Origin of the sequence: Microcystis sp. MC19 (genome assembly GCF_003019735.1) — a bacterium.
Lineage (GTDB): Bacteria > Cyanobacteriota > Cyanobacteriia > Cyanobacteriales > Microcystaceae > Microcystis.
This window is the reverse complement of sequence record NZ_CP020664.1, coordinates 3,690,894-3,704,187: the sequence shown is the minus strand read 5'-3', so window position 1 is coordinate 3,704,187 and position 13,294 is coordinate 3,690,894. Positions and strand designations below refer to the sequence as shown.

At 44.8% G+C, this 13,294-nt stretch carries 10 protein-coding genes; 4 read left to right on the top strand and 6 right to left on the bottom strand.

The genetic code is table 11. The annotated features are described in order from the left end of the window. Positions 1-5 precede the first annotated feature (5 nt). Positions 6-3,143, bottom strand: a complete 3,138-nt coding sequence (locus B5D77_RS18825; RefSeq protein ID WP_106909422.1) for a type I restriction endonuclease subunit R — start codon at positions 3,141-3,143, stop codon at positions 6-8. 521 nt (positions 3,144-3,664) lie between these two features. Between B5D77_RS18825 and B5D77_RS18820 the strand changes: the two genes are divergently transcribed. After that, positions 3,665-3,931 (top strand): hypothetical protein, encoded by a 267-nt coding sequence (locus B5D77_RS18820; protein ID WP_008203828.1) that lies wholly within the window; start codon positions 3,665-3,667, stop codon positions 3,929-3,931. Positions 3,932-3,994: 63 nt separating this feature from the next. On the opposite strand, the gene B5D77_RS18815 is transcribed toward B5D77_RS18820, so the two are convergent. From B5D77_RS18815 to B5D77_RS18795, 4 genes are all read right to left on the bottom strand, one after another. Next, a complete protein-coding gene (locus B5D77_RS18815; protein WP_016516247.1) occupies positions 3,995-4,177 on the bottom strand; it encodes a hypothetical protein in 183 nt (60 codons plus the stop codon). A 233-nt stretch (positions 4,178-4,410) separates the two neighbouring features. Continuing rightward, a complete protein-coding gene (locus tag B5D77_RS18805; protein ID WP_106909421.1) occupies positions 4,411-5,718 on the bottom strand; it encodes a restriction endonuclease subunit S in 1,308 nt (435 codons plus the stop codon). Positions 5,719-5,757: 39 nt separating this feature from the next. After that, entirely contained in the window at positions 5,758-5,973 is a 216-nt protein-coding gene (locus B5D77_RS18800) for a hypothetical protein (protein WP_106909420.1), read from the bottom strand. Between the two features lie 23 nt (positions 5,974-5,996). Then, positions 5,997-8,666 (bottom strand): type I restriction-modification system subunit M, encoded by a 2,670-nt coding sequence (locus tag B5D77_RS18795; protein ID WP_106909419.1) that lies wholly within the window; start codon positions 8,664-8,666, stop codon positions 5,997-5,999. 209 nt (positions 8,667-8,875) lie between these two features. On the opposite strand from B5D77_RS18795, the gene B5D77_RS18790 reads away from it, so the two are divergent. Further along, positions 8,876-10,348 carry an NADH-quinone oxidoreductase subunit M gene (locus B5D77_RS18790; protein ID WP_072924681.1) on the top strand — a complete coding sequence of 491 codons (1,473 nt, stop codon included), beginning with the start codon at positions 8,876-8,878 and terminating at the stop codon, positions 10,346-10,348. A gap of 62 nt (positions 10,349-10,410) precedes the next feature. Here B5D77_RS18790 and B5D77_RS18785 read toward each other — a convergent pair whose 3' ends face one another. Then, positions 10,411-11,574 carry a cysteine desulfurase family protein gene (locus B5D77_RS18785; RefSeq protein WP_106909418.1) on the bottom strand — a complete coding sequence of 388 codons (1,164 nt, stop codon included), beginning with the start codon at positions 11,572-11,574 and terminating at the stop codon, positions 10,411-10,413. A 245-nt stretch (positions 11,575-11,819) separates the two neighbouring features. Between B5D77_RS18785 and B5D77_RS18780 the strand changes: the two genes are divergently transcribed. Further along, positions 11,820-12,638 (top strand): hypothetical protein, encoded by an 819-nt coding sequence (locus tag B5D77_RS18780; RefSeq protein ID WP_008203813.1) that lies wholly within the window; start codon positions 11,820-11,822, stop codon positions 12,636-12,638. Between the two features lie 140 nt (positions 12,639-12,778). Continuing rightward, positions 12,779-13,180, top strand: coding sequence for a phage integrase SAM-like domain-containing protein (locus B5D77_RS18775; protein ID WP_002740193.1), 402 nt, complete (start codon positions 12,779-12,781; stop codon positions 13,178-13,180). The last annotated feature ends 114 nt before the right edge of the window (positions 13,181-13,294 follow it).

Here is a 13,294-nt window from a genome sequence, read left to right as displayed (position 1 = left end):
TCAGCCTAAAAAATTCGGTCGTTATTTTTCTCTGCTATTTCCATCACCCGCGAGATAATCTGTTCTCGATTGTCCATAAGATTGGGAATTTGGAAAAAGTCGGGAGAGAGTAACACTTTTTGAATCTCTGCCCTAAGTTTCTTGCGAGCGGGAATGCTCTCCCAAAAGCTAGTTAATTGTAACTCCTGCTCAACAACGGTAAATACCTGTTGAGTGAGAGCGACCATCTGAGAAACCATATCGTCAGTTAATGCCGCTTCTCCAAAACACTCCCGTTTGAACATCCGAAAGAAGGGCAGCTGCTTTTTCCTGTCCAGTCCGTAGGTAGGCTCATTTTTTGCTTCTCTCGCCTTCTGGCGTAGTTTTTCCAGTTCTTGGTAAATCTTGTCCCAATTGTCTTTAAACTCCTCGAAGATGGCTCTCAGTGCTTCAGAAAAGGAGGCTTGCAGTTCGGGATCGTCCACCAGATCGATCTCGATATAGTGGCGGAGAGCGTGTTCGATTGCGGCGGCCTTTGTTTTGACTCGCTGGTGTTTCTGGACATGACTCTCAAAGTCCTTATCCAAGATCGAGATCGGTTTAACTTTCTCGTCGATTCCCCTTGATTGCAGATACTGGTCGGTCAGGGCCCGCAGCTTGGGTGGGATTCCCTTCATACTCAGGCGCTCGTCGCGGAAGTGCTTCCCCGCTAGTATATTCACTGCGGTGAGAGATTGGTAGTCTCTCATATAGTTCAAGGCCTCCTTGGCGGGATAGACCAAGTTAAGGCTGCGGGTCAGCTTCTTGAAGGCCAGCATGAACTCGAATCGCACATCCTCGTCATAGAAGAGGTCGAAAAAGGCATCTTGATCGTTCAGGTCGGTGAGTCCATGTTGCTTCAAGAGTGCGAGGATTTTGCGGTGGTCATCCTCAAGCTGACGGATCTCGTCCTGGGGAAAACTTAAGGTTTCCTCGATTTCTTGCTGCTCTCGCTCGTCATAGTTATCAATAGCTCGCTTCAGGTGGTGGCCGATGCCTACATAGTCCACGACAAAGCCTTTATCCTTGTTCGCACCGCCGACTCGGTTGACACGGGCGGTCTCGCGTAGCGAGCGCGTTGCGACCGCCTGTAAGAGGTTGTGGGCCTGGATGACCCTATCGAGATACATCACCTGCTCTACTGGGGCATCAAAGCCAGTCAGTAGCATATTATTGACGATGACAATGCCCACATCTCCAGTAATCCCCTCATCCCTTGCGTCAAAGGGCAGTTTAAAGCTTTTAATAGTAGTATCGTGGCGGGTGGAGTTGCTGTATTGCTTGAGGTGGGGTAGGTCATTATGACTGCTGGAGATGACCACATCGGTCTTAAGTCGCTTCAGGCGATCGAGGTTAAGCCGGTGGGGATTCCCCTGCTCCAATTTGGCAATCTCCTCGGCCAGGGCAGCATCTAAATGCTCTTTGTACCGCACCGCCGCCTCCCGGGAAGTCGCCACCACCTGGGCCTTGTAGCCGTTGGGAAAGATGCACTGGAGATAGTGCTGCACCATATCCTTGGCTTTAGCGGCGATGGTGGGATGGGCTTCTAGGTAGGCATCCCGCGAACCATGGCCCAAAATCTGCAGCCGCTCTTGCAGGTTGTACTCACTGAAGACATCGGCAAAAGCCGCATCCATAGCTGTCTGATCAGACACCTCGGCGTTATGAGTGCGCCCGGTGTAAACAATTTCTAGGGTCACGCCGTCCTCGATGGACTGGCCCATGGTGTACTTGTCGATGTAGTCCCCGAAAACTTTCTCAGTTTTGTCGATGGGGGTGCCGGTGTAGCCAATACGGGAAGCGTAGGGGAGAGCTTTGTCGAGGTTTGTCCCCAGCAGGCTGTACTGAGAGCGGTGGGCCTCATCGGTCATCACCAGGATGTTGCTGCTCCGGTTTAGCTCCGGGAAGGTCTCCCGCAGTTCCCGCTCTTGGAATTTGTGGATCATGGCCATGACCAGATCCGAGGAGTCGCTGCGAAGTAGTTCCTTCAGTTTGGCGATGCTATTGGCGGGCTTAACGGTAAAGCCAACACTTTGACCGGTCTCGGCGAGTTGCTGCTCTAGTTGGGTGCGATCGCTGATAAATACCACTTTCCACTGGGAAAGGTTGTTATGGCGGTACATGGCCCGCACCATAAACATCATGGTAAGGGACTTACCCGACCCCTGGGTATGCCAGATGATGCCGCTGCGCTCCCGGGGGGTTTTGCCCTCTAGGAGACGCTCCACGGCTTTCTTGACGGCACGAAACTGCTGATAACGCCCGACGATTTTGATGGTTTCTCCCTTGTTGTTGATGGAGAAAAGGGTGAAGTTGCGAATAATCTCTAGGAGGTTATCGGGGGCAAACATTCCCGCCACCAGTCGCTGCTGGTCATTGGGGGAGCTAATGCCGTGTTCTAGTTCTTCTAGGGTGCGGGGATAGGGGTCAGCCCAACGGAAGAAGTATTTTTCGGTGTGGGTGGTAATAGTGCCAAATTTTGCCTGATTGCGGCAGGTAGCTACGACAAACTGGTTATAGAAGAAGAGGGGGACATTTCCCTCGCCCTTAGCGCCGCGCTGTTCGCTGTAGCGGAGGAGTTGCTCGATCGCCTCGGCAATGGGTTCTTTGACTTTGGGAGATTTACATTCAATGACCACCACTGGCAGCCCATTGAGGAAGAGGACAATATCGGGGATGATGTGGTTTTCTGTGCCTAGAATCCGCACCTTAAACTGGCAAACGGCGATGAAGCGGTTGTTAGTTGGGTGGTCAAAGTCGATAAACCTGACGGTGGGGCTTTTTTCGCCTGTTTTACGGTTCTCTGAGACGCTGGTATTCTCCTGAAGCAGTTTAAAGACGTGGCGGTTATTTTCCAGTAAGTTGGTGCTGGGGAAGTTGGCGGTGAGTTGTTTGATGGCTTCTTCTATTTGGTCGGTTTCTAGCCAGGGGTTGATGATTGTAAGCTGTTCTCGCAGCACTGGCAGCATCACCACCTCGGTAAAGCTTTCTCTAAAAGTATCCTGTGGTTTTTGTTTTGTCTCTAAATCCAATATTTCCCAATCTAAACCGTACAGTTGATCAAGTAAGGGCTTTTCGACCCCGTTGCGCTCATCGAGTTTGATAGGTTGAGGTGTTTTGTTCATGACCAGATAACCTTTATTTAACTGTATTTATGAGGTTTTTCGTCTAAATCTTCTTGAGGGAACAGGGAACAGGGTTAAATTGTACTTCTCTGATAAGTAGCTGGTTATAATTAAATTTAAAATGGATTTTAGGTTCGATCCCCCCTTCCCCCCTTGATCTGTCCTTTAGTCACATCTTTCTTAACATTTCAAACCTTTGTAGCACAAGGCTTTCAAGACTCGGTTAACAATCTGTAATATTCCTTGTTGACACCCTTACTGACAAGGAAAAAACTGAAATCAAGTCAGGATAAGGGTTGGAGTGCTTACTGAAAAAATTGTTAAGAAAGATCCCTATAAGGGATAGCCCCCTTGATAAGGGGGGTGCCGATCCCCCCTGCCCCCCTTGATAAGGGGGGTGCCGATAGGCGGGGGGATCCCCCTTAATAAGGGGGGCATCTGATGATTTTTAACACCTAGCCACTTATGAGAAACGCTATAATAGGTTATTATACATAAAAAATATTTAAGCATTAACGGATATGAACAACCAACTGGTTAAAACTTTAGCACAAATTATTATATCCCTTTCTGAAGAAGAAAAACAACAACTAGAAAGAGAATTAACATCTAATGGAGCAATAGAAGCAATAAAAGACTATCAAAAATTATCTTTTTGTCAAACGGCTACCCCTGAAGAATGGATAAAAGCTTTTGAAGAATGGGCAGAAAGTCATAGAGATAAGAATTTTTCCCAATTATCTGATCAAGATATTAGCCGAGAAAGTATCTATGGAGAACGGGGTTAAATGTCTTATACTAAATCCGTTGAGTAACGCACAGAAAACGGGTTTCTCCGAGAAACCCGTTTTCTACTCATCAAATGTCACGCTTCCTTTGAGGGGATTGATATCAGTGGTTTCGACGGGTAATATCTTCTCTGCATTATCCAACAAGATAACGCGGATCTGTTTACCTTCCCATTCAGAAGAATATTCGGCGGGAATGGTGACTATGCCGTTTTTTAGGATGGTTTTAAATTCGATCGCTTGCATGGTAAATCTATGGGCAAGGGAGTTATGTTTAGTTTAGCGAATCGTCTGATATCGAGATCATGGGATATAGATCGCCTGAGCAGTTTGGTGACTTGGCGAGGTCAATCAGGGCGTTACGATATTTTTTGATGCCACGCCGAGCGATTTCCATTTTTTTGGCAAAGTCTGGGTATATGTTTAAGTTTTTGTGATTTGTGGGTGTTTGCTCTGGTTGCATAGGTTTGACCGATGAATCAATTTGCTGCTGTTTTTTGGTTGAGGAGGTCGGTAACTCGAACTTTGCCAGTTAGTAGGTCTTGCATGAGTCCGGTTTTTAATATTTTCAATTTCTCTAAAGATAAAGTTTCTCTTTTAATTAATGATTGATGTTGATCTAAAGTTTTAGATATTTTAACTTGTTCATATAACATTGGCTTTGCAAAATTAAGAGATGCAATTTCACTTTGAAATAGATTAGGCTGTGCCGCTTGACGTTGACTAATTTGTATTTGTGTTTGAAGCAAATCAGATTGTAGAACCCATTCAGCAAATCGAGGCTGAATCTCGGACTTATTTAGTTTGACTAATGCTGCACTTCTCACCAATACGCACTTTAACCATGTGGGAACCTCACACACACGTCCAATAGTTCCTGAACAAGAAATGAGAATATCTCCTGATTCTGGATAGCATCGTCTAATCATTCTCTGATATTCATATTCAGGCACATAGTCAACATCTGACAGATCAATACTTCCATTTAAAACGTTCCTTGCACTTAATAGAAAAATGCCGTCAATACTTCGCTTAGGTGTGTGGTGATCACCATCTGTAATCTTGATCGAAATATCATTAATTGTTTTCACCTCCCACTCAACCGGAATCCTCCCAAGCGGTGAATCCTTAAATTCATGGGTTTCTTCACTGCGAATATTGCCATTTTCATCAATTCCTTTGGTGAGCAAGTCCTGCATTAGTCCCGTTTTGATGCGCTGCTGCTTGGCAATTAGGGCTTCGGTTTGCTCAATCGCGCGGTCTATTGTTGAGAGGATGGTGGCGATTTGGGTTTGTTCTTTAATTGGGGGCAAAGGAATGTGCATTTTTTGTAAATGCGTCGGTCCAACGTTAACTTGAGCACTTCCTTGTGTTTGAAGCTGATGCTGTATTTTGAAGTGAAAAGACTCCAGAAAAAATTTTATGTAATTATTTGCTAACCTTTTTTCGTCTTGAGTCCTAAATCGGATAGTTGAAGTATTAAGTAGCAAAGGTAAATCTTCATCAAAAATAAGGGCAATTTTTCCTATTGTTCCTGAACTTGAAAAAACCCAATCATTTACATCTAATTGAAAGTGTTTATACTCACCATTTCCCAATTTTTGAGATATAAATTGACATGAACTTCTATCAATTCGACCATTAACAAAACAACGAATATTAATGAATGGAATTCCTTCTTTTGTGAATTTATCACTTGTGATACCTGGACCTTCTTGAAAAAAGAGAACTTCAGGAAGTCTCAATAATTCCCAATCTGCTGGAAACTGCCCAGTAAGCTCATTCATAACAAATACCTCAACTTAATCAAAAAAACATTTAAAAACTTAAGAGTTCCTTATCTCACTTTGATATTCTAAAGGATCGATAGTTAGTTGAATGCTACCCGCATAAGCTGCGAGTGCTTTAAAAGACTCTGTACTATCTTCCTGTTCACCTTCCTGCAATAATGCCTCAATTTTTTGCCAATCTTGGTAATTAATAATTACCGCCACTGGCTTCAGATTTTCATCTGTGACAAATTGCTTTTTAATAGACTGCATAACCTGCTCCTAACTGACTTAAGTTATTCCCTATACCCTAGTTTAACCAAAAACTCATTTAATTCTCCTAAAGTCTGCTCTCGCTGGGCCTCCATTTCCTGACTTGATACCGCATACTTATCCCAAAGATTCTCAACCTTAGCGACAAGTCCCCGCTTTTCCCCATTCAAGTAACGAGTAAGCTGCTCCGATACCCAATCATAGAGCTTTTTTAGAATCAATTTTTTCGCTTCTTCATCCCTTAACTGTCCTCCTATTTCAGTCAGTAATCCCTCAGGATAAGATAATTTAATCTCCAAGGCTTTCTTATCCTTATTAAGCGCGTTAATCTTGGCCTTTTCTTCCTTTTTACTTGCATTTAACCCCATAAGCTGATTTTGTACCTGCTCAAGTAATTCAATAGTTTCAGCCTTAAATTCCTCATCCCCAACCCGTTTTAAGCGCAGCTTTAACTCAAGCTGACTCTGCTGTTCCTTAAGTGTATTCTTAAGTAACTTGATCCGGTTCTCAATGTCAGTAATAACATTGTATTCTTGTTGGTAATATTGGCGCTCTCTGGCTGCTGAATCGCCCTGGGATTGCTTCAGGTCATCTATCAACTCTTTAAGCCCTTTCTTAATCGATGCGGCGCTAACAGTTTCTTCCTCTTCCGGTTCATAATTCGCCACCTCCTGCGCTGATTCCACCGCTTCGCTTAACTCCCCTTGGACTGCACTAATCTTACTTTCTAGTTCCTCAATTGCCGCCTCTTCCGCCTGAAAAAATGCCGCTAATAAATACTGATCAGGGATAAGAGTATGATGCCAGCCAGTGTTAATAATAGTCTTTAGATCATAGCGAATCTGCTGCCACCAGTTAACAAACACCCCCGCCGATTTAAACTCATCTAAAACCCCCAAAGGAATCAGCTGCTGTTTAAGGCTGCTCAGTAATTGCTGCCGCACTTGGGGCATAATATTATTTCCCTCCAGTTTGGCAAAATCATCCCGCGCTTCTCGCCACCAATTTTTAAGCGTAGTATAGTGGTCGCTTATCCTTGCTTGTAAATCGGGATTAGCTTCCAGATTCTCTTTAATAGCGGCTTTCGTGGCAATTTCTGGGCAAAAATTAGCATAGCCGGGGCGTAGGGGTCTAAATAGGGTATTTGTGTTGATGCCAAACTTAGCAAAAGTATCCTGTTGTGCGGCAATTTCAGCCTGCGGAATACCCCCCATCAAGTGAGCTTTTACATCCTCCGGTTCCGGGTCTGGCGTATTATCCACATAGCGGCGAATATTAAGATTAAAGTCGTGTTTTTCGACAATTTCCGACTTATCTACCAAGCGGCTATATTTGGGATATTCTCGCTTGTGGGTAAAGACATAATCGATCTTTTCAATGTCTTCGGGGCGCAATTTATTCTGGTTCTTTCCCTCAGCATATTCTCGATCGGCATTAATAAAAAGGATTTTATCGCGTAATTCATCAGGTTTATTTTTATTCACCACCAACACACAGGCCGGGATACCCGTGCCATAAAATAACCCCGGGGGCAAACTAATAATCGCCTCAATCAGATCATCCTCAATTAAGATCTCTCGAATCAGCTTCTCTTTCCCCCCCCGAAATAGCACCCCATGGGGCATGATAGTGGCCATGTGGCCGTCGGGTTTAAGACTGGCAATCATGTGCTGGACAAACATCAGATCCGCCTTTTTCCCCTTTTCCGGGCAGAATTCGCGAAAGCGGTTGGTAAACTTGAGATTAGCCCGGCTGTAATCCTGGGAAAAGGGCGGATTAGCCAGAACTCGGTCAAACTTGCGAATCTGTCCGTTTTCTAAAATGAGCGGATCTTCGAGAGTATCCCCGTTTTCAATGGTGAAGCGGGTGATGTTGTGGAGGATCATATTCATATTACAAATTGACCAGACTGTACCGTTAGAATCCTGTCCATAGAGTGCTAGATTCTGGGGGTTTTGCCCCTGTTCCTCCACATATTGATAGGACTGGATAAGGAAACCGCCCGACCCCACGGTAGGGTCATAGATAGTATGGCCCGCTTGGGGTTTAACCAACTGTACCAACAGCCGCACCACCTCGGCCGGCGTGTAAAATTCTCCCCCTTTCTTCCCGGCACTATCGGCAAAGTATTTGATTAGGTACTCGTAGGCTGCACCCAATAGGTCGGGAAACTCAAAATTATCGTTGACCAGCACAAATTGGGGCTGATTGAAATGATCTAGTAAATCCTTCCATTTTTGGTCAGGTATCTTGGTTTTGCCCTTGGTGGCATTAAAATCGATGTTATTCTTCAGCACTCCCGCCAAGGCATCGTTAGCATCCTCTACCGCCGCTAATGCCTTATTGAGCATATTGCCGATGTCCTGCTTAAGGTGTTTGAGCGGCGGGACTTCCTGGCCGTTTTCGTCGCGCCAAGATTGATGCCAGCGAGCGCGAGGAGGTACGAAAAATGTTTCTCCATAGGAGGTTTCGCCTTCTAGGAGTTCGGCCAGCAGCGACGGGTCTGGGATGTGTGCATATTGTTTCTTGAGTTGCGCTTGCTTGCGCTCAAACTCGTCTGACAAGCGTTTGAGGAACAACATCCCAAAGATAAATTCTTTGAACTCGGAAGCGTCCATTTTGCCGCGAAGAATGTCCGCCGCCTTAAATAGAAAGCCTTCGAGTTGACTGAGAGTGATCTTTTCTTGTTTCATCGTTAGTTAAGTTAAGTAGGTAGGCACAATTATTTGTAGGATGGGTTAGCGGTAGCGTAACCCATGCGGGCGTTGGGTTTCATGCTTCAACCCAACCTACGTTCATTTTATATTTAATTCCACCCACCCACTTAAATGTTCACCAGTTTATATTGCTAAAGATTGACCGCTCAGGCAATAATGGGAAGGTTTATCATGCCCATTAAAGAATGCTCAACGCTTTTATTTGGCTACCGATTATAGGGGCGATACTGATTGCCTACACGCCTCTAGAGGCGAAAAAAGTGCGAGGATTAGCTCTAACTCTTGCTGTCGTTCTCTTACTGCTTAATATTCTCCTTGGCTGGCAATTTGACCCTAGTAACCCGCAAATGCAGTTCACGGTTAACCTGCCTTGGATTAATTTCCTCGGTTTCAATTATGCCCTCGGTGTTGATGGATTGTCATTCTCATTACTTTTTCTTAACAGCATCTTGACAATAATTGCTCTTTATGCTAGTGGTACAGAGGTTAACCGACCGAAATTTTACTATTCTCTGCTCTTGTTACTCAATGCCGGAGTAGCGGGGGCCTTTCTAGCGCAGGATTTACTGCTATTTTTCCTATTTTACGAATTAGAAATCGTCCCGCTTTACTTTCTCATTGCCATTTGGGGGGGTCAAAGACGCGGTTATGCGGGCATGAAATTTTTATTATACACGGCAATTTCAGGCTTTTTAGTGCTAATCTCTTTCCTCGGCTTAGTTTGGCTAACCGGTGCTAATAATTTCGCCTATAACCCCCTTTTATCGAACAATTTAGACGTTAAAACCCAATTACTGCTCCTCATCCCCCTTCTGATTGGATTAGCCATCAAAATCCCTATTTTTCCCTTTCATACTTGGCTACCGGATGCCCACGTCGAAGCATCTACCCCCGTTTCTGTGCTTTTAGCGGGAATATTACTCAAATTAGGAACCTATGGACTGCTGCGCTTTGGAGTCGGTTTATTTCTTGACGCTTGGGTGACTATCGCCCCTTGGTTAGCAACGATAGCAGCTATCAGCGCCCTCTACGGGGCCAGTTGCGCTATTGCCCAAAAGGATATGAAAAAAGTAGTCGCCTATTCTTCCATTTCCCACATGGCCTATATTTTACTAGCGGCGGCGGCCACCACCAGATTAAGCATCACCGCGGCGATTTTGCAGATGATTAGTCACGGTTTAATTTCCGCTTTGTTATTTTTGTTGGTGGGAGTAGTGTATAAAAAAACCGGCAGCCGGGATGTGGATTATCTACGCGGTTTATTAAATCCAGAAAGAGGTTTACCAATCACGGGAATGTTAATGATTTTAGCGGCCATGGCCAGCGCCGGCATCCCCGGAATGGTGGGATTTATCGCCGAATTTTTGGTCTTTCGTGGCAGTTTCCCGATTTTTCCGATACAAACGCTCTTATGTTTGGTCGCTAGTGGTTTAACCGCAGTATATTTTCTCCTGATGATTAATCGGGTTTTCTTTGGTCGTTTAACCCCTGAATTATCGCGCATTCCCCGCAGTACCTGGCCCGAAAGATTTCCCGAAATTGCTTTGGCTTTATTTATTATTGTTTTGGGATTACAACCGAGTTGGATGATTCACTGGAGTGAAAACCAAGCATCAATGTTATTAACTGGCACGGCAATCAGTCAAAGGCAATCATAGAAAGCTTTTCCGGAATTTTTCCAACCTAGACCGAAACTAACTTGTGGATAGGAGCCGAAACGTCAAAAATTTTTGGCCTTGCGGAGGGAATTAACCGTTAAAACCACCTGTTGCCCCACCAGTTCAATTTCTTCTAAAGTATTAAAACGACTCAACCCGAAGCGCAGGGAGGCATAAGCGAGAGATTCGGGGCGACCCAAGGCAGTTAAAACGTGAGAGGGGGCGGTATGGCTAGAAGAACAGGCAGAACCGGAGGAAAGCGCCACTATTGGCTGTAATCCTAACAATAACGCCGCACCGTCCACCCCTTCAATACTAATATTCAAATTTCCGGCTAATCTTTGGCTAGGATGACCATTGAGATAAATTCTGTCTAATTGACTGATAATCTCCCATAAACGGGCTTTTAACTGATTTAAGTGGCTATTATCTTGTTCTATCGCTTTGATGCCCAATTCTACCGCCTTGGCAAAACCGACAATTTGCGGTGTAAATAGTGTACCCGATCGCAGTCCTTTTTCCTGTCCTCCCCCTTGAATTTGAGCGGCGAGACGGACTCTAGGGTTTCGGCGCCGGACGTACAGCGCACCGATTCCCTTTGGTCCGTGGACTTTGTGGGCAGTTAAGGACATCATATCTATATTCATTTCCTCCACATCTAGGGGAATTTTGCCGATTGCTTGGGCCGCATCCGTATGAAAAAGCACCTGATACTGGCGACAAATCGCCCCAATTGCCGCTAAAGGTTGAATCACCCCAATCTCGTTATTAGCAGCCATAATTGACAGCAAAATCGTGTCAGGACGCAAAGATTTTTCTAGTAGTTCCAAGTCAATTAGTCCATCAGCACCGACGGGTAAAATTGTCACCTCAAAACCCAATTTTTCCAGATAATGACAGGGATCTAAAACGGCGCGATGTTCTGTCACCACCGTAACTATGTGCCGTCCCTTGGCGAAATAAGCTTCGGCAACCCCTTTGATAGCCAGGTTATTGGCCTCTGTTGCTCCACTGGTAAAAATAATTTCTTCGGGACTACTATTAATAGCAGCGGCGATTGTTTCTCTTGCCTGTTTAACCGCAGCCTCGGCTGTCCAACCATAGACATGATTAATACTACTGGCATTACCAAAGTGTTCGGTAAAATAGGGCAACATCGCCGCCAGAACTTGCGGCTCTAGCGGTGTCGTGGCGTGGCAATCTAGATAAATCGGCTTTTGAGACATATTTTTCCCTTGCGGGGGATTTGGGAAGGAGATATCCTCTGTTTTAAGAGAATCTCTGAAAGTGCATTGCTAATCTATGTTAACAAAAAAGTATCGGATAGCAGTCAACAGCTGACGACTCAGACCAGAACTTTAAGATTTAATAATGAGAGCGCAATCGCTCCCTGAGAGCAGTTACAATTCCCCTATTCCAATGTTGTTCAGCAACCCAACAGGATTAATAACACATATTTTCTGGCTCAATCATGGCTAAAAAATCGAAGGCATTTAGTGAACTGCTCAGGCTGCAGAAAATGTCCCAAGGATCCGAAAAACCCTTGAAAAGCTTTGAGAAGAAATTAAGAGAAAAGTCATCGGCTTTCAAGGAAATTGTCGTCTCTCCTTCTGGGGAAGTCACAATGTCGGAAGTTCTGGAGGATTTTATCGAGCCTTACCGCAAATCCAATGAAACGAAGGGATCTATGCGAACACTGCTGACCATAGGGATAATCGCTTGGAATCTGGCGTTGTCCCCCGAATCAAAGCGGCAAGAGATGATAGACCGAGTTTTTAATAAAGACCTTCTTAAAGGAGATAAAAGGCTCAAGGCGGATATTCAAGGGCTAATCGAGGAGCTAATCGCTAGGAAAAACCGTTATTTCTCGGAAAACAAGCGGATGATTGTGGATTTTGAGTTAAAAGAGCTAGGAAGCGAGTATCATCTCTCGGTTGCCTCCAGCTTGTCGCCCGAATTTTCCGAGTCAGAGTTTGCCTTCAAAGTCGGCGACTCGGTCATCGTCAAACAGGGTGTACTTGACCCAGATTTGGGGACTGACATCGGTGGTTGGCAAGGAAGAATTGTGACAATTGAGCGGCAGAGCAATCTCATCGGCATTGAATGGGATAGCATCACCCTGAAAAACATCCCCAGTTCGGTGATTGACCAGTGTGAACTGGAAAACTTAGACTGGACTCAAATGTGCCTCTTCTCAACGGATGTGGAATTAACCCAACCTCGAGATACAGAAGAAGATGTGGCCGCCATCATTGAGCAAATTGAGTCTAACATCGTTGAAGCTATTTAGCAGAAAAGAGAAAGGCGATTCAGGCGGTTGGCCGACCTTGACCCTGAGGAGAAAATGGCGGCTTTAGACGCTTGGAAAAAAAGACTTGATTCATTACCCTATTGACCATCGAGCAGCGATTTAGAGGAGAGAAATTTGAGATGGATGATTCCCAGAAATATGAGGCTGACTGTCAAAAGATAAGAAAAGTCAATCATGAATTACTAAAGGATTTCGAGAGTTGGCTAGAATCGTCAGGTTTGTCGGAAAAAACCATTAATAATCATATTTCAAATATAGATTTTTATATCAACGAATATTTACTCTATGAGGATGCAGTAGAAGCTAAAGACGGGGTAGATATGGTCGGTGACTTTTTGGGTTATTGGTTTATCAAAAAGGCCCTGTGGGCCAGTCAATCAAGCCTCAAGGCTAACGCAGGTAGTCTGAAAAAGTTCTACACTTTCTTACTGGAAAAAGGCCTAATAGATAAAGATGATTTGCGAGAACTTAAAGAAACCATCAAGGAAGAAATGAGTGAATGGCTGGAAACCCTAGAGTGATACGATGACCCATTGAGTGAAGATATGTGGGATGTTTGGTGATTTTAGCCGAGGGGCAATCCCCCAGCCTCTGGCTGAGAAGCTATAATATCATTGTCAGGACACAAGGAGAGC

What these genes read in the sequence shown, in the direction of transcription:
- B5D77_RS18815 (WP_016516247.1), bottom strand. Translation starts at nt 4,177, where the DNA reads ATGCAAGCGATCGAATTTAAAACCATCCTAAAAAACGGCATAGTCACC.
- B5D77_RS18805 (WP_106909421.1), bottom strand. Translation starts at nt 5,718, where the DNA reads ATGAATGAGCTTACTGGGCAGTTTCCAGCAGATTGGGAATTATTGAGA.
- B5D77_RS18795 (WP_106909419.1), bottom strand. Translation starts at nt 8,666, where the DNA reads ATGAAACAAGAAAAGATCACTCTCAGTCAACTCGAAGGCTTTCTATTT.
- B5D77_RS18790 (WP_072924681.1), top strand. Translation starts at nt 8,876, where the DNA reads ATGCTCAACGCTTTTATTTGGCTACCGATTATAGGGGCGATACTGATT.
- B5D77_RS18800 (WP_106909420.1), bottom strand. Translation starts at nt 5,973, where the DNA reads ATGCAGTCTATTAAAAAGCAATTTGTCACAGATGAAAATCTGAAGCCA.
- B5D77_RS18825 (WP_106909422.1), bottom strand. Translation starts at nt 3,143, where the DNA reads ATGAACAAAACACCTCAACCTATCAAACTCGATGAGCGCAACGGGGTC.
- B5D77_RS18780 (WP_008203813.1), top strand. Translation starts at nt 11,820, where the DNA reads ATGGCTAAAAAATCGAAGGCATTTAGTGAACTGCTCAGGCTGCAGAAA.
- B5D77_RS18775 (WP_002740193.1), top strand. Translation starts at nt 12,779, where the DNA reads ATGGATGATTCCCAGAAATATGAGGCTGACTGTCAAAAGATAAGAAAA.
- B5D77_RS18820 (WP_008203828.1), top strand. Translation starts at nt 3,665, where the DNA reads ATGAACAACCAACTGGTTAAAACTTTAGCACAAATTATTATATCCCTT.
- B5D77_RS18785 (WP_106909418.1), bottom strand. Translation starts at nt 11,574, where the DNA reads ATGTCTCAAAAGCCGATTTATCTAGATTGCCACGCCACGACACCGCTA.